The sequence below is a fragment of the Paracidovorax konjaci genome (assembly GCF_900112675.1).
GTDB lineage: Bacteria > Pseudomonadota > Gammaproteobacteria > Burkholderiales > Burkholderiaceae_C > Paracidovorax > Paracidovorax konjaci.
In genome coordinates this window covers 545,885-564,141 of the sequence record NZ_FOMQ01000001.1, presented here as the reverse complement: position 1 = coordinate 564,141, position 18,257 = coordinate 545,885, and the positions used below count along the sequence as shown (strand labels likewise).

Genomic DNA, 18,257 nt, shown 5'->3' with positions numbered 1-18,257 from the left:
AGGGTCGTGTGGTTGGGGGATGGAACGGAAGAAAAGAGCAGGAAGGTCAGCGGGCGAGCGAAGAGCCCCCGCAGATGGCGATGTCCTGCCCGGTGATGGCGGCCGCCGCGGGTGACAGCAGGTAGCCCACCAGCGCGGCGATCTCGGCGGGCTCGATGAGGCGGCCGATGGGCGGCAGGCGCGGCGCGCTGCCGGCGCGCGCCGGGTCGTTCAGCATGACGGTGGCCGTGGCGGCGGGCGAGACGACGTTCACCGTCACGCCCTGCCTCGCCACTTCGGCCGCCCAGCTGCGCGCGAGCGCGATCAGCGCCGCCTTGGTGGCCGCGTACTGGCCGCGCCCGGGCATGCCCTGCGCCACGCGGCTGCCGATGAAGACGACACGGCCCCGCCCGCGCGCGGCCATGGCGGGCACGAGCGCGTCGGCCAGGCGCGTGGCGGCATCGACGTGCAGGCGCCACATGAGTTCGCCGCCCGACAGGTCGAGCTGGCCCAGCGTGCCCACGCGCAGCACGCCGGCGGCATGCACCAGCGCGTCCACGTCCTGCAGCGCTGCCGCCGCCTGCGCGATGGCCTCGCCGTCCGACAGGTCCGCCGGCACCGCGGTGAAGGCCGGGTGCGCGACGACCGGCGGCGCCACGTCCAGCCCGCTCACGCGCCAGCCGGCGGCCAGCAGCGACTGCGCGATGGCATGGCCGATGCCGCTGCTGCTGCCCGTCACCACGGCATGGGCCAACGGGTCCGGGACCACCGGGGTGGCGTCACTCGGCACGGATGTTGCCCTCGGTCACGATCTTCTGCGAGCGCTCCATGTCGGCGCGCTGGAACCTGGCGAAGTCTTCCACGCTGCCGGGCGTGACCAGCAGGCCCTGGTCCTTGAGCTTGGGGCCGATCTCGGCCAGGGCCTTGTTGACCTCGGCGTTCAGGCGCTGCACGAGCGCGGGGGGCGTCTTCGCGGGCGCCCACAGGCCGTACCAGCTGTAGAACTCGTAGCCGGGAATGGTCTCGGCCACGGTGGGCACGTCGGGCAGGTTGGGCACGCGCTGGGCGGAGGTCACGGCGACCACGCGCAGCATGCCGCTCTTGTGGTACTGCAAGGAGCCGAGGATGGGGTCGATGAAGCCGTCGATCTGCCCGCCGATCAGGTCCTGGAAGGCCGGCGCGGTGCCCTTGTAGGGGACGATGAGGTAGTCGATCTTGCCGGCGCGTTTGAGCAGTTCGGTGGAGAGGTGACCGGCCGAGCCGATGGAGCCCACCGCGAAGGTCATCTTGCCGGGGCGGGCCTGCGCGTAGGCCAGCAGCGACTTGATGTCGGTGATGGGCAGGTCCTTGTTGATGGCCACCGACAGCGGCGCCTTGGCCACCAGCGCCACGGGCAGGAAGTCCTGCGTGACGTTGTAGGGCACGGTCCTGAGCGTCATCGGCGCGGTGGTGTGGGTGGAGGCGCTGAACAGCAGCGTGTAGCCGTCCGCCGGGGCCTTGGCCACCGTGTCGCCGCCGATCACGCCGCTGCCGCCGGGCTTGTTGTCCACCACGAAGGACTGGCCCATTTGCTCGCCGAGCTTCTGGGCCAGCATGCGGCCCACGGCATCGAGGGTGCCGCCCGGCGGGAAGGGGATCACCATCCGCACCGGCTTGTTGGGATACGTCTGCGCGAAGCCACTGGCCGCCGCCACGAGGGCGGCGGCGCCCAGGGCGGCGCGGAGGAAATGTTGGCGTTGCATGGTGTCTTGTCTCCGTCGTTGTTTCTTGTGCGGGCACCCGATGGGCAGAGGCTTCATCCCCCTCTGCCCATCTCCTTTCAGCGCTTGAGCAGGCCGGCCTGCTTCACGGCGGCGCGCAGGGCGTCCACTTCCTGGGCATTGGGAGCCTCGGTGGGCGGGCGCACGGTGGCGTCGTCGATCACGCCGGCCAGGTACATGCCGCCCTTCATGCGGGCATGGGCCTCGCCCGTGGGCTCGCCGCCGCCGTAGACCGCGTCCTTGAGCGGCGTGATGACGGCCTGCACTTCCATGGCTTTTTTCAGGTCGCCGGCCTTCACGGCGTTCCACAGGTCGATGATGAGCTGCGGGATGAAGGTGGCGAAACCCACCAGCGCGCCGTCCACGCCCTGCACCATCGAAGCGAGCAGGTATTCGTCGTGGCAGGTCAGGATGGCCTTGGAGGCATCGGCCTCGCGGATCGCCTGGATGTCGCGGGCGTACTTGTTCATGTCGCGCTGGCCCACCTTGAAGGCCTGCAGGTAGGGCAGCCTGGCGAGGTCGGCCAGCAGTTGCGACGAGTACGAGGCGCGCGTCCAGGCGGGGTAGACGTGGCAGACCAGATCGGCCTCGGGGGCGGCCCGGTGGATGGCCTCGAAATACTGCAGCGCGTGGCCCGGCGTGAAGCCGAAGCGCAGCCAGTGGTGCGGGGGCATCACATCCAGCGCCACCGCGCCGGCACGGACGGCGGCGCGCGCATGGTCGGCCGCATCCGACAGACCTTCGCAGACGATGGACGAGATCACCGGCATGCGGCCCTTGAGTTCGTCGGCCACGATGCGCGTGACCTCGGCCCGCTCGGCCGGCGTGAGCGAGAACACCTCGCCCGTGTGGCCGTTGGTCATGATGGCCACCACGCCTTCGTGGCCGGCGAGCCAGGAGGCGAGCTTGCGCAGCGCGGGCTCGTCGATGCGGTGGTCGGGCGTGAAGGGACACGAGATGGCGGGAATGATCCCCCGATAATTCGCGATGGCAGGCATGCTGGGCAGTCTCCGTTCCGGGATGGTTTTGTGGATGGATCGATTGGCGGAGCGGATCATTTCCCGCGCCGGCCCGGCCGTCCAATACCCGAAACGCATACAACTATCCGACCCGAGGAGACGCATGGGCCCAGGCAACCGACCGCTGGATCTGGAATGGCTGGAGGATTTCCTCGCACTGGCCGAGAGCGGCAATTTCTCGCGCGCGGCCGAGGCCCGCGCCATCGCGCAGCCGGCCTTCAGCCGCCACATCCGCGCGCTGGAGGACTGGGTGGGCGCCGAGCTGTTCGACCGGAGCGCGCACCCGGCCACCCTCACGGCGGCGGGCCAGCGCTTCCAGCCGCTGCTCGAGGACGTGCTGGCCCGCCTGGAGGCCGCGCGCATCAAGGCGCGCGCCGCGCAGACCCAAGCGGCCGCCAGCCTGCGCTTCGCGGCCACGCACGTGCTCTCGCTCACCTTCTTCCCGCGCTGGCTGGGCAGCCTCGAATCGCAGCTGCGGCTGGGGCCGATCCAGACCATCTCCGACAGCTACCGCGCCTGCGAAGACCTCGCGCTGCAGCGCCGCGTGCAGTTCGTGCTGTGCCACGGCCATGCGGCCGTGCCGGGCCGGCTGGACGAAGCCGGCTACCCGGCAGCGCGGCTCGCGGACGACGTGCTGCAGCTCGTCTCGGCGCCGCGCGCGGGCGGCCACGCGCCGCTGCACGCGATTCCTGCGCCCGGGGCGCCCGCGCAGGCCCTGCCGCCGCTGCCCGTGCTGGCCTACAGCGACGCCTCGGGCCTGGGGCGGATCATGCGGGCGCTGCGCAAGGGCGTGTTCGACGGCGCGGGGATGCCGGGCCTGCCCGGCGAAGTGGCGGTGGTGTTCACCGCGCACCACGCGGCCCTGCTCAAGGCCATGGCCCTGGAGGGGCGCGGCATGGCGTGGCTGCCGCACAGCCTGATCGCCGAGGAACTGCGGGCCGGTACCCTGGTGCCGGCCGGCCCCGCCGACTGGGACGTGCCCGTGGAGATCCGGCTGTACCGCCAGCGCACGGAGATGTCCGATGCGGCAGAAACGCTCTGGCGCCTGGCAGCCTCTGCATGATTTCTCCCGCATGCCGCCGGATCCATTCAATAGTTTGCTATTAATTTAATAGCAAACCACTCCCGGCGCGCACACTGCGCCGGGGCGCCTGCGGGGCTCAGTCCTTGCGGAAGCGCGTGCCCTGGCCGATCGCGCAGCGGTAGGCCACGGCGGCCGTGCGCAAGTCGTAGCCCGGCAGGTTGAACATCGTGGTGGTGAAGTCCACCGTCTGGTCGGGGCGGATCTGGTAGCGCATGAACTGCACGATGGGCTGTCCGTCGCCCGCGACGGTGAAGTGCGAATCGCTGAACGAGAGCGTGCCGTCCGGCACGATGCGGTAGGACTCGATGCGGCGCCCGCCGCGGGTCTGCGACGGACCGGCGTTGCCCTGGGGCACGCATTGCGACAGGTCGATCGCCACCGAGACGCTGTCGCCCTCTTCCAGCGCATGCTGGATGGCGGCGAGGGTGGAGAGGTGGTCGCTGGCCCGCGCGGCCGGGGTGGCGGCGATCCAGAGCGCCGGGGCGAGGAGGAGACAGCCGATGCGGTATCGGTGCAGGCGGGTCATGGAAATCCTTTCTTGCGTTGCGGAGTGAGGGAAGCACCCGGCGCGCAGGTGCGCCGGGCCGCTGCATGGTAGGCAGGCACCGGCCGGGAAAACGTATCGATTTCCGACAAGCGGAATGCCCCGAACCATGCACCCGGGCCCTTTTTCCGGCCGGCCGGAATCGCCCGGGCCCTTGCTGCACAAGGCCTGCGGGCCGACCGGCGCGGCAGCCCGGGGGCACCGCGAAGGCCGACCTATGCCGATACGCCATGCACTGCATTAGCCGGGCGGCCGGTTGGCACACCGGGCACTGCGTGCCGCAGGGGCCCCCCGGGCCGCTTCGATAATCCGGCCCCATGCAAACAAAGAACCGCGCCACGCTCATCGGGCTCATCGCCATCGCCCTGTGGTCTTCGATCGTGGGACTCATCCGCAGCGTCAGCGAAGGCCTGGGTGCCACGGGCGGGGCCGCCATGATCTACACCATCGCCTCGCTGCTGCTGTGGGCGACGGTGGGTTTCACGCCGCTGCGCAGTTTTCCGCGGCGGTACCTGGCCTGGGGCAGCCTGCTGTTCGTCTCCTACGAACTCTGCCTGGCGCTGTCGATCGGCTATGCGGCCTCCGCGCGCCAGGCCATCGAGGTGGGCATGGTGAACTACCTGTGGCCCACCTTCACGATGGTGGCGGCCATCGCCTTCAACGGCCAGAAGGCGAACCTGCTGGTGGTGCCGGGGCTGGCGATCTCGCTGGCCGGGATCTGCACGGTGCTGGGCGGCGGCCGCGGGGTGGACCTGCCCGGCATGCTGGCGAACGTGCAGTCCAACCCGCTGAGCTACGGCCTGGCGTTCACCGGCGCGGTCATCTGGGCCGCGTACTGCACCGTCACGGCCCGCATCGCCGGGGGCAAGAACGGGATCACGATGTTCTTCATGCTGACCGCGCTGGTCCTGTGGGCCAAGTACCTCGCCACCGGCGCGGCGGACATGGACTGGAGCCTGCCCACCGCGGTGTCCCTGGCCTTCGCCGCCGCGGCGATGGGCTTCGGCTACGCCGCCTGGAACGTGGGCATCCTGCACGGCAACGTCACGCTGCTGGCGGGTGCGTCGTACTTCACGCCCGTGCTGTCGGCCGCGCTGGCGGCGGTGCTACTGCGGGTGCCGCTCACCACCGCCTTCTGGGCGGGCGCCTTCATGGTCTGCGGAGGCGCCATCCTGTGCTGGCTGGCGACCCGCGGCGCCCCGAAGGCCGGCAGCGCCGAAGCCGCTTCCTGAGGCGGCCGCCGCCGCCGCCCGCCCCCGGCCCGTCAGTCCATGGTCACGTGCGCGCTCTTCACCACCTGCGCCATGCGCGCGGCCTCGGTGCGGAAGAAGGCCGCGGCCGGCTCGGGCGGGGTGAGCTTGATCTCGTAGCCCTGGGCGATGAGCGCGTCGCGCGCCTCGGGCATCTCCATGGCGGCCTTGAAGCCGGCATAGAGGCGCGCGAGTTCGGCCCGGGGCAGGCCGGCCGGGCCCACGGGCGCGATCCAGCCGTCCAGCTCGAAGCCCGGCAGGCCCTGCTCGGCGATGGTCGGCACGCCCGGCAGCGTGGGCACGCGCGCCGCGGTGGTCACGCCCAGCGCCCGCAGGGCCCCGGACTTGATGTGCGGCGCGGCCGGCGCCGCCGCCACCACGCCGAGCTGCACCTGCCCGCCCAAGATGTCGTTCATCAGCGGCCCCATGCCCTTGTACGGGATGTGCTTGATGTCCAGCTTCGCCTGCTCCACGAACATGGCCGCGCCCAGGTGCAGGATGGTGCCGTTGCCGGACGATCCGTAATTGAGCACGCCGGGCCTGGAGCGCGCATAGGCGATCAGCTCCCGCACGTTGGCGGCCGGCACCGAGGGGTGCGCGACCAGCACGAACGGCGTGGCGCCCAGGATGGTGATGGGCGTGATGTCGGCCAGCGAATCGAACGGGATGTTCCTGTACACGCTCGGGTTCACCACGTGGTTGTTGGAGACCACGCCGATCACCGAGCCGTCCTTGGGCGCGCGCACGATCTGCGCCGTGCCGGTGATGCCGCCCGCGCCCGGCAGGTTCTCGATCACCACGGGCTGCCCCAGTGCCTTCGCGAGGCTGTTGCCGATGGCGCGGATGGCGCCGTCGGCGCCCGAGCCGGCCGACAGCGGCAGGATGATGCGCAGCGGCTTGTCCGGGTGGCCCTGGGCCCGGGCGGGCCGCAGGCCGCTCCAGGCGGCGGCGCCCAGGGCGGCGGCGGTCCAGGCCACCGCGGCGCGGCGGGTCAAGGCTGCGGCGGGACCGGGGACGGGATCGGCGCGGCCCGGGGCCGGCTGGGTCGGTGGCGAAATCGGCATGTGCATGTCTCCATCGTTGTGGTGGGCCGCGCGGACTGCGCCGCGTTCGGTGAAAGGCCCGGGGCAAAGGCGGTAGGTCAGGCCACGGCGCGGGCCTCCCGCAGCGCATCGATGGCACCGGGCGCGTAGCCCAGGCCCGCGAGCAGTTCGCGCGTGTGCTCGCCCAGGCGCGGCGGATCGGTGCGCACGGGCAGGCGCTCGCCGTCCAGGCGCAGCGGCATGAGGGTGACGCGCGCGCGCTCGCCCGCGCGCTCGCCGTCGGGCAGCGTGATCTCGGCCAGGCCGCCGGTGGCGTTCAGGTGCGGGTCGTCGAAGAGCTGTTCGGGCCGCAGGATGGGCGCGAACGGCAGGCCGTGGCGCTCGAAGACGGCGGCCAGCGCTTCGGCCGTGTGCTCCGCCAGGCGCCGGCGCAGCTCGGGCAGCAGCGTGGCGCGCGCGCGCACGCGGTCGTTGTTGAGGGCGAGGGCCGGGTCGGCCAGCAGGTCACCGTAGCCCATCGCGCCGCAGAAGGTGCGCCACTGCGCATCGCTCACGGCCGCGAGGAAGATCTGCCCGCCGTCCTTCACGCTGAAGACGTCGTACACCGCCCAGGAGGAGATGCGGTCCGGCATGGGCGCGGCGGGCTGGCCCGTCACGGCGTACTGCATCATGTGCTGGCCCACGAGGAACACGTTGTTCTCGAACAGCGCCGAATCGACCTCCTGGCCGCGGCCCGTGCGGGCGCGCTGCATCAGCGCCGCCATCGCCCCGATGGCGCCGAACATGCCGCCCATGATGTCGTTCACGCTGGTGCCCGCGCGCAGCGGATCGCCGGGGCGCCCGGTCATGTAGGCCAGGCCGCCCATCATCTGTACCACCTCGTCGAGCGCCGTGCGGTGCTCGTAGGGCCCGGGCAGGAAGCCCGTGTGGTTCACGTACACCAGCCGATCGTTCAGGCGCGAGAGCGCGGCGTAGTCGAGCCCGTACTTCGCCATCACGCCGGGCTTGAAGTTCTGCGCCACCACGTCGGCGGACGAGGCCAGGCGGATCGCCACCTCCAGCCCCTCGGGGCTGCGCAGGTCGATGGCGATGCTCTTCTTGTTGCGGTTGAACATCGGGAAGAAGCCCGCGCCCGCGCCCAGCAGGTGGCGCGTGCGGTCGCCGTCCACGGGCTCCACCTTGATGACCTCGGCCCCCAGGTCGGCCAGCACCATGCCGCAGGTAGGGCCCATGACCATGTGGGTGAACTCCACCACGCGCAGGCCCGCCAGCGGCAGGGAGCGGTCGTCGGGAGGCGCGGAGGGAGCGGTCGGAATCGTCATGGAGCGGTCGGAAGGCAGATGGGAGGAATCGAAAGCGGGGCAGGACCGGCACTGGCCCGGCGTTCAGGCCAGGGCCGGTACGGGCACGGGCGACTGCGGCACCAGGCCGCCCCGGGGCAGGCCGGCGCGCCAGAGTGTCCCATGCAGGGTCTCGCCCGCGAGCCAGCCCTGCACGCGCTCGCGCAGCGCCAGCAGGGCCGGGAGATGCAAGCCCGTGTCCACGCCCATGCGTTCCAGCATGAAGGCGAGGTCTTCGGTGGCCGCGTTGCCGCTCGCGCCGGGCGCGTGCGGGCAGCCGCCGATGCCGGCCAGGCTGGCGTCGAAGCGCGTCACGCCCGTCTGCCAGGCCGCGTAGGCATTCGCCAGGCCCATGCCGCGCGTGTCGTGGAAATGCGCGCAGGCCAGCCGGTCGCCCACCAGCGCGCGGGCCTTGCCGAAGAGCCGCTCCACGCCGTGCGGATCGGCATAGCCGACGGTGTCGGCCAGGCTCACGCGGTCGGCACCGGCATCGAGCAGCGCCTGCATCAGGCGCAGCACTTCGCTTTCGGCCACATCGCCCTGCAGGGTGCAGCCGAAGGCCGTGCCCACCCCGCCTTCGATCAGCGTGCGGCTGCCGGCGGCATCGCGCGCGGCGCGGATGCGCGCCACCTCGGCCACCACCTCGTCGGGCGTCTTGCGCAGGTTGGCCAGGCTGTGCGCGTGGCTGGCCGAGAGCGGTACCACCATCAGGTGGGCGCCGCATTCGATCGCGCGTTCGGCACCACGCAGGTTGGGCACCAGCACCGAGGCCACCAGCCCCGGCAGCGTGAGCGCATACGCCAGCACCTCGGCCGTGTCGGCCAGTTGCGGCAGCAGCCGCGCGGGCACGAAGGAGCCGACCTCGATCTCGCGCTGGCCCGCGGCGTGGGCCGCAGCGATCCAGGCGATCTTGTGCGCGGTGGGCACCACCGTCGCGATGCTCTGCAGGCCGTCGCGCAGGCCGACTTCGCGCACCAGGGCCGCGGGCCGGGTCTCGAGAGGATGGGAAATCATGGGGCGGCGTCTCCTCGTTGCCATCCGGGGGAAAGCGATGGTGGGAGGATTCTAGGAATTCCCACACACTTCACGATCTCAATTTCGGAAGCCCAAAGTTTCCGTTCAGGAACACCTCGAACCCATGCGCCCCCTTGATCTGCAGACCCTGCGCCTGTTCGTCACCGTCTGCGAACAGCGCAACATCGCCCGCGCGGCCGAACGCGAATCCATCGTGGGCTCGGCGGTGAGCAAGCGCCTGGCGCAGCTCGAAGACACCGTGGGCACGCGGCTGCTGGTGCGCAAGCGCCACGGCGTGGCACCCACGCCGGCCGGCGAGACGCTGCTGGAGCACGCGCGCGAGATGCTCGCCGCCGTGGGCCGCATCGAGCGCGACATGGCCGGCTACGCCACCGGCGTGCGCGGCCACGTGCGCATGCTGGTCACCGCCTCGGTCATGGCGGAATCGCTGGCCGACGACGTGGCCGCCTTCCTGCAGGACCCGGCCCACCGCGACATCCAGGTGAGCATGGAAGAACGCGTGAGCCCCGAGGTCGTGCGCGGCGTGCGCGAAGGCAGCGCGTCCCTCGGCATCTGCTGGGACGCGGCCGATCTGCAGGGGCTGGACACGCGCGGCTACCGCAGCGACCACCTCGCCATCGCGGCGCACCCCTCCCACCCGGTGGCGGCCTGCGGCGCCGTGCGTTTTGCCGACGTGCTGGGCCACGAGTTCGTCAGCATGCCGGCCCTGAGCGCCGTGCAGGTGCTGCTCGCGCGCGCGGCGGCGCTGGAAGGCCGGACGCTGCTGCACCGCGTCTTCGTCTCCAACTTCGATGCCGCGCTGCGCGTGGTGCGCGCCAACCTGGCCATCAGCGTGGTGCCGCGCGAGGTGGCCGAGCCGTTCGCCGCCGTGAGCGGCGTGCGCGTGGTGCCGCTCAGCGACCCGTGGGCCCGCCGGCGCTTCGCGATCTGCTCGCGCGCGGGCGAAGCCCTGCCCGCCGCCGCGGCACTGCTGGCCGACTACCTGGCGGCCCGCGGCGGCGGCGCAGGGCCGGCGGCCGCGGGCAAGGCAGGCTCCGTGGCAGGAGTGCAACAACCCGGTAACACCTGAGTTTTTGCGCGAGGCGCCGGCCGGATATAACTCTGGAGCTATTAAACTTGTAGCAAAGCCATTTCCAAGCTATATTCCGCGGCGTCTCGGGCACCCCCCGCCCCGACGCCGTCTCTCTCTACCGAGCAAGGAGAAGATTCCATGAGCTCCAAGGAAAACGCCGCCATCAACCAGCTGTTCGAGAAGCTCGAATGCCGCTATGCGCTGCGCGTGCTCTGGGCCTTGCGCGATGGCCATCCCCAGACCTTCCGCCTGCTGCAGGACAGCGTGGGCGGCATCACCCCCAACACCCTCAACACCCGGATCAAGGAACTGCGCGAGGCCGGCCTGCTCGACCACGGCACCGAGGGCTACACGGTCACCCCGTCCGGCGTGGACCTGCTCAAGCGGCTGAGCGACGTGCAGGCCTTCGCCACGCGCTGGGTCGCGGCCCGCACCGCCAAGGCCGCGGCGCCCGCCAAGCCCTGAGGGCCCCGCCTCCGTCTCCCGGCACCTGCTGCCACCCCGCCGACCCGCGCCCTGCGCGGGTTCGGTCCATTCAGGGCTCATGCCGCCATATCCATTGGCCATGCAGCTATCATTTCAATAGCAAACCAAGGAGTTTCGCGATGGCATTCACCACCACCCCGTCCGGCCTGCAGTACGAAGACACCACCGTGGGCGAAGGCACCGAGGCCACGCGCGGCCAGCCGGTGCGCGTGCACTACACGGGCTGGCTCTACAACGACGGCCAGCAAGGCGCCAAGTTCGATTCCAGCCGCGACCGCAACGACCCCTTCGAATTCCACCTGGGCGCCGGCATGGTCATCAAGGGCTGGGACGAAGGCGTGCAGGGCATGAAGATCGGTGGCCAGCGCACGCTGATCATCCCCGCCGGCCTGGGCTACGGCGCACGCGGCGCGGGCGGCGTGATCCCCCCCAACGCCACGTTGAAGTTCGACGTCGAACTGCTCGCCGTCGGCAGCTGATCCCCGGCGGGCGACGCGGCGGCGCGGCATGGCCCGCGCCTGCCGCCGGGCCCCGCCCGCCTTCGCTGCGCCTGCGGCACCGCCCGGAGCGCGCAGCCTCCTCCTTCCCCTCCCCCTCCTTTTTTCCTCCCGCCGCGGCCCACCGCCCGGCAGGCTCCGCCGCGCCGTGGTTCGGCAAAACCGCGGCGGCAGCCCGCCGTACTTTCCGCACCTCGGCAACCTTTCACGCACCACCGGGCACCCACCCGCGCAGAACATCCTGCCGCTATCCAGTGGAGTCCTCGTGAAACTTTCCAACATCCTGCTGGGCCTGGTCCCCGCAGCCACCCTATTCCTCGCCGGTTGCGGTGGCAGCGACCCCGCCCCGACCGCGACCGCCTTCACCGCGCGTGCCGTGGTGTCCGACGGCAGCATCCCCTCCACCCAGACCGACAGCAACCTGAAGAACGGCTGGGGCATCGCCTTCAATCCGCAGGGCTTCGTGTGGGTGACGGCCACCGGGACCCAGCGGTCCACGCTATATGACGGCAACGGCGTGCCGCAGACGCTGGTGGTCACCGTGCCGCCCTCGGGCAGCGCGCCCGCCAATCCGACCGGCATCGTGTTCAGCGGCGGCAGCGGCTTCCAGGTCACCAAGGGCGGCGTGACCGGCCCGAGCCGCTTCATCTTCTCCAGCGAAGACGGCAGCATCGCCGGCTGGAGCCCCGCGGCCGACCTGAACAATGCCATCGTCACCTACAGCGACGGCACGGGCGGCGCGGTCTACAAGGGCCTGGCGATCGCCTCCAGCGGCGGCGCGGACCGCCTCTATGCCACCGACTTCCGCAACCGCAAGGTGGACGTGTTCGACAGCACCTTCCGCAAGGTGCAGCTGGCCGGCAACTTCTCCGATGCGCAACTGCCCGACGACTTCGCGCCCTACGGCATCCAGGCCATCGGCTCGCGCATCGTCGTGACCTATGCGCGCCAGGATGCCAACCGCCGCAATGCCGTGGCCGGCAACGGCCTGGGCGCGGTGAACATCTTCAACACCGACGGCACGCTGGCCCAGCGCCTGCTGCCGGCCGGCGCGCCGCTCAACGCGCCCTGGGGCGTGGCCCAGGCGCCCGCAAACTTTGGCGGCGCCAGCAACCAGTTGTTGATCGCCAACGAGGGCGACGGCACCATCAACGCCTTCGACCCCGCCACCGGCCGCTGGACCGGTGCGCTGGCGCAGCGCGACGGCACGGTGCTGAAGGCGAACGGCGTGCGCGGCATCGCATTCGGCAACGGCCTGAACCAGCAGCCGCTCAACACGCTGTTCTACGTTGCCGGCCCCAACCAGGGCCTGAACGGCGCCTACGGCCGCGTGGACCTGCAGAACTGACCCTCCCAGGATCGCCTCGGGCGCCGCTTCCGGGCGGCTGCCGAGGCGTCTCCTCCAGGCCCGCGCGGGAGGGCTGGAGGACGCGGCCTCCCGCTCCGGGCGGGCGCCGTGGAACCGCCCCGGCGTTCAGCCGAAAAGCGCGTCCTGCAGGCGCCGGTACTTCTCGTCCCCCACCAGTTCGCGGATCTTCGGCGCCAGCGCGGCGAGTTCTTCCATGTTGCGCGCGCCCTCCACGGCCAGGTTCAGGCGGAAGCCGCGCAGGCCGGCGGCGGATGTGAGTTCGGTCGCCACGCGGTAGGCGCTCTGGTAGCGGTCCGCCAGCGCCGGGGCCACCCCGGGGGCGGCTTCCGCCGCCTTGCCGGCCGCGGGCGCGGCCGCCTTCAGCACCGCGGGCTTGCCGTCGGCGGACTCCAGCAGGCCCTGGTCGAGCATGGCCTGCACGTCGTCCATCGAGATGCCCATGGCGGCCGTGGCCGCGAGCACCTGCACCACCGTGCGCTGGCCATCGAAGAGGATGAAAGCCGAGCGCTGCCGTGACGTGAGGCCGCCGTGCCGGTCTTTGAGGGCCATCTGGCCTGCGGTGGTTTTGACTAGGAGCACGGTGGACCTCGGAACACGGGAAGCCGCAGAGGCGGCGGGGTGCGGGCCAGGGTCGCATGGGCCCCGCTGTTTGTGAATCCGGGTTTCTGTCCATACGCGGCCGTGGCCCCCTGCCACCGCCGACCGACTCAACCGTGGTGGCAACCCCGGGGCGGCCGCGTCGCCAGGCTCACCAGCCAGGTCGCGAGCAGGCCCGCCGGCACGCCGAACACGCCAGCCGATACCGGGTCGATGCCGAACCACGGCGCCTCCGGCAGCAGCCACGCGGGCGCGAGCGCGCGCGCCGCCTCGGTGGGTGCGGCAAGGTAGTACACCGCGATGCCCAGCCCGCAGAGCATGCCGGCCACCGCCCCCTGCCGCGTCGCGCCGCGCCAGAAGATGCCCAGCACCATCGCGGGCACGAAGGCCGAGGCCGCGATCGAGAACGAGGCCGACACCATGGGCAGGATTTCCGAGCGCTTGAGCGCCGCCACGAAGGCGGCCAGCAGTGCCACCGCGAGCAGCGCGAACTTGGTGAGGATCACGCGCTGCTCGGGCGAGGCCGGCCCGCGGCGCCCGTGCAGGTAGAGGTCGCGCACCAGCGCGTTGCTGATGGTGAGCAGCAGACCGTCCGCGGTGGACAGCGCGGCCGCCAGCCCGCCGGCCGCCACCAGCCCGGACACCACGTACGGCAGCCCGCCCAGCTCGGGGGTGGCGAGCATGATGAGATCGGCCCCGAAGCGGATCTCGCCGAACTGCACGATGCCATCGCCGTTGACGTCCTGCACCGACAGCAGCGCCGGGTCCACGCGCGACCATTGCCCGATCCAGTTGGGCAGGGCATCGAAATGGCTGCCCACGAGGTTCTGCAGCACCTCGAACTTCACCAGCACCGCCAGCGCGGGCGCGCTCAGGTAGAGCAGCGCGATGAAGAACAGCGACCACGCCACCGACTCCCGCGCCGCGGCCGGCGTGGGCACGGTGTAGTAGCGCGTGAGCAGGTGCGGCAGGCCCGCGGTGCCGACCATGAGGCAGAACATCAGCGCGAGGAAGTTGCGGCGTGTCTCGTCGTAGGCCTGCCGCTCCGCGGGCGTGCCGTCCGGCGCCCCGGCATAGGCCTGCCCGTGCGGCGGCAGGCCGCCGAGCGGGCGCGCGCGCTCCTGGCTCTCGCGCATCTCGCGCGTCCACAGCTCGCGGGCGGCCTCGCCGTCGCGCGGCAGCGACGCCAGTTCGCGGCTGGCCGCAACGATCAGCGCCACATCCGCGTTCTGCTCGCGCAGGCGGTGGATGCGCTGGCGGGCGGCCTCGCGCTCGCGCTCCAGCGCCGCGGGCACGTCCTGCAGGCGCTGCTCCAGTTCGCGCGCGCGGCGCTCGTGGGCATCCACCACCTCGCGCTCCGCGGGCGACTGCAGCAGCTCGGATTCCAGCGCGGCGATCTTGCCGAGCTGCGCGCCATAGACCGCCGCCGCGAGCGGATTGCCCAGCTGCTTGTAGGCCAGCCAGGAGACCGGGATCAGGAACGCGAGCAGGATGACCACGTACTGCGCCACCTGCGTCCAGGTGATCGCGCGCATGCCGCCCAGGAACGAGCACAGCAGCACGCCGCCCAGGCCGAGCATGATGCCGATCTCGAACTGCACGCCCGTGAGCCGCGAGGCGATGAGGCCCACCCCGTAGATCTGCGCCACCACGTAGGTGAACGAGCACAGCACGGCCGCCAGCGCCGCGATCACCCGCGGCCAGCGCCCGCCGAATCGGACCTGGAAGAACTCCGGGATCGTGTAGAGGTTCATCGCGCGCAGGTGCGGCGCGATGAGCAGCGCGACCAGGCAGAAGCCCCCGGTCCAGCCCAGCAGGTAGGCCAGGCCCCCGGCCTGCCCGGGCCCGCCCGAGAAGCCCTGCAGGTAGAGCGCGCCCGACAGGCTGATGAACGACGCCGCGCTCATCCAGTCGGCGGCCGCGGCCATGCCGTTGTAGAACGGCGGGATGCGCCGGCCCGCCACGTAGTATTCCTCGGGGTCGGTGGTGCGGCCGTAGACGCCGATGGCCGCGTAGACCATCACGGACAGGAACAGGAAGATCGGGCCGATCCAGTGGCGCGAGAGGCCGCGCTGCTCGGCCCAGGCCATGAGCGCGAGGAAGGCCACCACGCCCGCGGCGTACATCGCGAGCAGCCGGTGCAGGCGCCCATGGCCCGCGGCAGCCGCGGTACCGGCAGGCCGTTCGCCGTCAGCCATGGCGCGGGGCCGCCGGGGCCGCATCGCCCGCGGCCTGCGCGGCAGCGGCACGGGAAACGGCGGCCTGCGCGGCGCGCGCATCCGCGCGTTCGAAGCGGTTCATCGCCACGCAGTACACCACCACGATCGCGATGAAGGCCAGCACCGCGCCCTGCGATGCGATCCAGTAGCCCAGCGGCCAGTCGCCCACGCGCCAGGCGAGGTCGCGCACGAAATAGCAGGCGCCGAAGGACACCAGAGCCCAGGCCAGCAGCAGCGCGGCCTTCAGCCAGAGGTGGCGCGCGTCGTGCAGGTCGGGCGCGAACGGCGCGCCGGCCGAGGGCTCGCGCGCGCCGTCCTCGGCCCGTGGCTGAGGCGGTGGCGGCGGCGCGGGCATGGGCCGGGGGGTGCCGTCAGCCGGCGAGCTTCTGCCAGGTGGCGATCACGCTGTCGGGGTTGAGCGAGATCGACGAGATGCCCTGCTCCGCCAGCCACTGCGCGAAGTCGGGATGGTCGCTGGGCCCCTGGCCGCAAATGCCCACGTACTTGCCCTGCCGCTTGCAGGCCTCGATGGCACGCGAGAGCAGCGCCCGCACGGCCGGGTCGCGCTCGTCGAAGTCGGCCGCGAGCAGTTCCAGGCCGGAGTCGCGGTCCAGGCCCAGCGTGAGCTGCTTGAGGTCGTTGGCGCCCACCGAGAAGCCGTCGAAGAACTGCAGGAACTCGTCGGCCAGCACGGCGTTGGAGGGCACCTCGCACATCATGATGATCTTCAGCTCGTTCTCGCCGCGGCGCAGGCCGTGCTCGCCCAGCAGTTTCGTCACGCGGTCGGCCTGGCCCAGCGTGCGCACGAACGGCACCATGACCTGCACGTTGGTGAGGCCCATTTCGTTGCGCACGCGCTTCAGCGCCTCGCACTCCATCGCGAAGGCCTCGCCGAAGTCCTGGCTGATGTAGCGCGCCGCGCCGCGGAAGCCCAGCATCGGGTTCTCTTCTTCCGGTTCGTAGCGGCTGCCGCCGATGAGCTTGCGGTATTCGTTGGACTTGAAGTCCGACAGGCGCACGATCACGGGCTTGGGCCAGAAGGCCGCCGCGATGGTCGCCACGCCCTCGGCCACCTTGTCCACGTAGAACGCGCGCGGCGACGCATGGCCGCGCGCCACGGATTCCACGGCCTTCTTCAGGTCGGCATCGACGGCCGGGTAGTCCAGGATGGCCTTCGGGTGCACGCCGATGTTGTTGTTGATGATGAACTCCAGCCGCGCCAGGCCCACGCCCTGGTTGGGCAGCTGGCAGAAGTCGAAGGCGAGCTGGGGGTTGCCCACGTTCATCATGATCTTGGTGGCGATCTCCGGCATCTCGCCGCGCTGCACCTCGGTCACTTCGGTCTCCAGCAGGCCGTCGTAGATGCGGCCGGTGTCGCCCTCGGCGCAGCTCACGGTGACGAGCGTGCCGTCCTTGAGCAGGCTGGTCGCGTCGCCGCAGCCGACCACGGCGGGGATGCCGAGTTCACGCGCGATGATGGCCGCGTGGCAGGTGCGGCCGCCGCGGTTGGTGACGATGGCGCTGGCGCGCTTCATGACGGGCTCCCAGTTGGGGTCGGTCATGTCGGTGACCAGCACGTCGCCGGCCTGCACCTTGTCCATCTCGGCGATGTCGCTCACGAGGCGCACGGGGCCGGTGCCGATCTTCTGGCCGATGGCCCGGCCCTCGGCCAGCACGGTGCCCGTGCCCTTGAGCTTGAACTTCTGCTCGGCCTGGCCCTGCTGCTGGCTCTTCACCGTCTCGGGGCGCGCCTGCAGGATGTAGAGCTGGCCGTCGGTGCCGTCCTTGCCCCACTCGATGTCCATCGGGCGGCCGTAGTGCTGCTCGATCAGCAGCGCGTAGCGCGCGAGCTGCTCGACGTCGGCATCGGTCAGCGAATAGCGGTTGCGCAGCTCGGTGGGCACGTCGGTGGTCTTGACCAGCTTGCCGCTGGCCTTTTTCTCCTCGGGCGAGGCGAACACCATCTGGATCAGCTTGCTGCCCAGGTTGCGGCGGATCACGGCCTTGTTGCCGGCGGCCAGCATGGGCTTGTGGACGTAGAACTCGTCGGGGTTCACGGCGCCCTGCACCACCGTCTCGCCCAGGCCATAGCTGGAGGTGATGAAGACGACCTGGTCGAAGCCGGATTCGGTGTCGATCGTGAACATCACGCCGGCGGCGCCCAGGTCGGAGCGCACCATGCGCTGCACGCCGGCCGACAGGGCCACCACGTCGTGCGCGAAGCCCTTGTGCACGCGGTAGCTGATGGCGCGGTCGTTGTAGAGCGAGGCGAACACTTCCTTCATCTTGTGCAGCACGTCGTCGATGCCGACCACGTTGAGGAAGGTTTCCTGTTGCCCGGCGAAGGAGGCATCGGGCAGGTCCTCGGCCGTGGCGGAGGAGCGCACGGCGAAGCAGGCCTCGGCGTTGCCGCCCTGCAGCGTGATGAAGGCGCCGCGGATGGCTTCCTCGAGGTCGGCCGGGAAGGGCTGGGCCTCGACCATGGAGCGGATCTCGGCGCCGGCGGCGGCCAGCGCGCGCACGTCCTCGGTGTCGAGGGTCTTGAGGCGGTCGCTGATTTTCTGGGCCAAGCCGTCGTGGGCGAGGAACTGGCGGAACGCGTGGGCGGTGGTCGCGAAGCCGGTGGGCACGCGCACGCCGTCGGGCAGCTGGGAGATCATCTCGCCGAGGGAGGCGTTCTTGCCGCCCACCGACTCGACGTCGGTCATTCTCAGGTTTTCAAACGGAACGACCAGGGCGGTCGGATCGAAGAGTGCAGACATGGGAAAGCTCCAGAAGTTGAAACCGGGTCTGCGCGCCGAGAAAGGCGGCCCGCGCGAGAAGGCGGGCTGGCGCTGCTGTCACCCATGCGGACGCTCTGGCTTGGCTGTTCTGGTTGTAGGCCGGCGGCGTGCATGGTGGAAATGGGAATAATGGGCGCGATTGTAGGGCGGCCGGCCCCGACGCGTTTGTGGGACATGGCC

The 18,257-nt window shown here is 71.2% G+C and carries 17 protein-coding genes; 6 read left to right on the top strand and 11 right to left on the bottom strand.

What is annotated here, in order from left to right; all coding sequences use genetic code 11:
* Positions 1–46: 46 nt before the first annotated feature.
* The 3 genes from BM144_RS02450 to BM144_RS02440 form a co-directional block, all read right to left on the bottom strand.
* The gene (locus BM144_RS02450; protein WP_245783488.1) at positions 47–769 is read right to left on the bottom strand and encodes an SDR family NAD(P)-dependent oxidoreductase; all 723 of its coding nucleotides are present in this window, start codon (positions 767–769) and stop codon (positions 47–49) included.
* The gene (locus BM144_RS02445; RefSeq protein WP_092949414.1) at positions 759–1,721 is read right to left on the bottom strand and encodes a Bug family tripartite tricarboxylate transporter substrate binding protein; all 963 of its coding nucleotides are present in this window, start codon (positions 1,719–1,721) and stop codon (positions 759–761) included. Before BM144_RS02445 ends, BM144_RS02450 begins: the two co-directional genes overlap by 11 nt.
* A gap of 77 nt (positions 1,722–1,798) precedes the next feature.
* Positions 1,799–2,737 (bottom strand): dihydrodipicolinate synthase family protein, encoded by a 939-nt coding sequence (locus tag BM144_RS02440; RefSeq protein ID WP_092949574.1) that lies wholly within the window; start codon positions 2,735–2,737, stop codon positions 1,799–1,801.
* Between the two features lie 124 nt (positions 2,738–2,861).
* Here BM144_RS02440 and BM144_RS02435 point away from each other — a divergent pair, with 124 nt between their 5' ends.
* On the top strand, positions 2,862–3,821 hold the full coding sequence (locus BM144_RS02435; RefSeq protein WP_092949412.1) for a LysR family transcriptional regulator: 960 nt from the start codon (positions 2,862–2,864) through the stop codon (positions 3,819–3,821).
* A gap of 97 nt (positions 3,822–3,918) precedes the next feature.
* Here BM144_RS02435 and BM144_RS02430 read toward each other — a convergent pair whose 3' ends face one another.
* Positions 3,919–4,368, bottom strand: a complete 450-nt coding sequence (locus BM144_RS02430) for a VirK family protein (protein ID WP_092949410.1) — start codon at positions 4,366–4,368, stop codon at positions 3,919–3,921.
* Between the two features lie 335 nt (positions 4,369–4,703).
* On the opposite strand from BM144_RS02430, the gene yddG reads away from it, so the two are divergent.
* Complete coding sequence (gene yddG / locus BM144_RS02425) at positions 4,704–5,618, top strand: aromatic amino acid DMT transporter YddG (protein ID WP_092949408.1); 915 nt, start codon at positions 4,704–4,706, stop codon at positions 5,616–5,618.
* A 32-nt stretch (positions 5,619–5,650) separates the two neighbouring features.
* Here yddG and BM144_RS02420 read toward each other — a convergent pair whose 3' ends face one another.
* The 3 genes from BM144_RS02420 to BM144_RS02410 all read right to left on the bottom strand — a co-directional run bounded on the left by BM144_RS02420 (position 5,651) and on the right by BM144_RS02410 (position 9,033).
* Positions 5,651–6,700 (bottom strand): tripartite tricarboxylate transporter substrate binding protein, encoded by a 1,050-nt coding sequence (locus BM144_RS02420; RefSeq protein ID WP_092949405.1) that lies wholly within the window; start codon positions 6,698–6,700, stop codon positions 5,651–5,653.
* A gap of 77 nt (positions 6,701–6,777) precedes the next feature.
* A complete protein-coding gene (locus BM144_RS02415) occupies positions 6,778–8,001 on the bottom strand; it encodes a CaiB/BaiF CoA transferase family protein (protein WP_092949403.1) in 1,224 nt (407 codons plus the stop codon).
* 63 nt (positions 8,002–8,064) lie between these two features.
* A complete protein-coding gene (locus tag BM144_RS02410; protein WP_092949401.1) occupies positions 8,065–9,033 on the bottom strand; it encodes a hydroxymethylglutaryl-CoA lyase in 969 nt (322 codons plus the stop codon).
* A gap of 124 nt (positions 9,034–9,157) precedes the next feature.
* On the opposite strand from BM144_RS02410, the gene BM144_RS02405 reads away from it, so the two are divergent.
* The 4 genes from BM144_RS02405 (at position 9,158) to BM144_RS02390 (ending at position 12,457) form a co-directional block, all read left to right on the top strand.
* Positions 9,158–10,123 carry a LysR family transcriptional regulator gene (locus BM144_RS02405; RefSeq protein WP_245783487.1) on the top strand — a complete coding sequence of 322 codons (966 nt, stop codon included), beginning with the start codon at positions 9,158–9,160 and terminating at the stop codon, positions 10,121–10,123.
* Between the two features lie 141 nt (positions 10,124–10,264).
* The gene (locus BM144_RS02400; RefSeq protein WP_092949399.1) at positions 10,265–10,591 is read left to right on the top strand and encodes a winged helix-turn-helix transcriptional regulator; all 327 of its coding nucleotides are present in this window, start codon (positions 10,265–10,267) and stop codon (positions 10,589–10,591) included.
* Positions 10,592–10,731: 140 nt separating this feature from the next.
* Positions 10,732–11,091, top strand: a complete 360-nt coding sequence (locus BM144_RS02395; protein WP_092949396.1) for an FKBP-type peptidyl-prolyl cis-trans isomerase — start codon at positions 10,732–10,734, stop codon at positions 11,089–11,091.
* 283 nt (positions 11,092–11,374) lie between these two features.
* The gene (locus BM144_RS02390) at positions 11,375–12,457 is read left to right on the top strand and encodes a TIGR03118 family protein (RefSeq protein ID WP_092949394.1); all 1,083 of its coding nucleotides are present in this window, start codon (positions 11,375–11,377) and stop codon (positions 12,455–12,457) included.
* A 126-nt stretch (positions 12,458–12,583) separates the two neighbouring features.
* Here the strand turns inward: BM144_RS02390 and BM144_RS02385 are convergent, their stop codons facing one another.
* From BM144_RS02385 to ppsA, 4 genes are all read right to left on the bottom strand, one after another.
* The gene (locus BM144_RS02385) at positions 12,584–13,057 is read right to left on the bottom strand and encodes a hypothetical protein (RefSeq protein WP_092949392.1); all 474 of its coding nucleotides are present in this window, start codon (positions 13,055–13,057) and stop codon (positions 12,584–12,586) included.
* 128 nt (positions 13,058–13,185) lie between these two features.
* Positions 13,186–15,273 carry a VC_2705 family sodium/solute symporter gene (locus BM144_RS02380; protein WP_092949572.1) on the bottom strand — a complete coding sequence of 696 codons (2,088 nt, stop codon included), beginning with the start codon at positions 15,271–15,273 and terminating at the stop codon, positions 13,186–13,188.
* Entirely contained in the window at positions 15,266–15,649 is a 384-nt protein-coding gene (locus BM144_RS02375; RefSeq protein WP_092949390.1) for a DUF4212 domain-containing protein, read from the bottom strand. The genes BM144_RS02380 and BM144_RS02375 overlap by 8 nt, the downstream gene beginning before the upstream one ends.
* 16 nt (positions 15,650–15,665) lie before the next feature.
* Positions 15,666–18,056: a phosphoenolpyruvate synthase gene (ppsA, locus tag BM144_RS02370; protein WP_092949388.1), complete on the bottom strand. Its 2,391-nt coding sequence runs from the start codon at positions 18,054–18,056 to the stop codon at positions 15,666–15,668.
* Positions 18,057–18,257 lie beyond the last annotated feature (201 nt).

Coding starts and splice junctions, on each gene's coding strand:
- BM144_RS02445 (WP_092949414.1), bottom strand. CDS start 1,721: ATGCAACGCCAACATTTCCTCCGCGCCGCCCTGGGCGCCGCCGCCCTC.
- BM144_RS02440 (WP_092949574.1), bottom strand. CDS start 2,737: ATGCCTGCCATCGCGAATTATCGGGGGATCATTCCCGCCATCTCGTGT.
- BM144_RS02435 (WP_092949412.1), top strand. CDS start 2,862: ATGGGCCCAGGCAACCGACCGCTGGATCTGGAATGGCTGGAGGATTTC.
- BM144_RS02430 (WP_092949410.1), bottom strand. CDS start 4,368: ATGACCCGCCTGCACCGATACCGCATCGGCTGTCTCCTCCTCGCCCCG.
- yddG (WP_092949408.1), top strand. CDS start 4,704: ATGCAAACAAAGAACCGCGCCACGCTCATCGGGCTCATCGCCATCGCC.
- BM144_RS02420 (WP_092949405.1), bottom strand. CDS start 6,700: ATGCCGATTTCGCCACCGACCCAGCCGGCCCCGGGCCGCGCCGATCCC.
- BM144_RS02415 (WP_092949403.1), bottom strand. CDS start 8,001: ATGACGATTCCGACCGCTCCCTCCGCGCCTCCCGACGACCGCTCCCTG.
- BM144_RS02410 (WP_092949401.1), bottom strand. CDS start 9,033: ATGATTTCCCATCCTCTCGAGACCCGGCCCGCGGCCCTGGTGCGCGAA.
- BM144_RS02405 (WP_245783487.1), top strand. CDS start 9,158: ATGCGCCCCCTTGATCTGCAGACCCTGCGCCTGTTCGTCACCGTCTGC.
- BM144_RS02400 (WP_092949399.1), top strand. CDS start 10,265: ATGAGCTCCAAGGAAAACGCCGCCATCAACCAGCTGTTCGAGAAGCTC.
- BM144_RS02395 (WP_092949396.1), top strand. CDS start 10,732: ATGGCATTCACCACCACCCCGTCCGGCCTGCAGTACGAAGACACCACC.
- BM144_RS02380 (WP_092949572.1), bottom strand. CDS start 15,273: ATGGCTGACGGCGAACGGCCTGCCGGTACCGCGGCTGCCGCGGGCCAT.
- BM144_RS02375 (WP_092949390.1), bottom strand. CDS start 15,649: ATGCCCGCGCCGCCGCCACCGCCTCAGCCACGGGCCGAGGACGGCGCG.
- ppsA (WP_092949388.1), bottom strand. CDS start 18,056: ATGTCTGCACTCTTCGATCCGACCGCCCTGGTCGTTCCGTTTGAAAAC.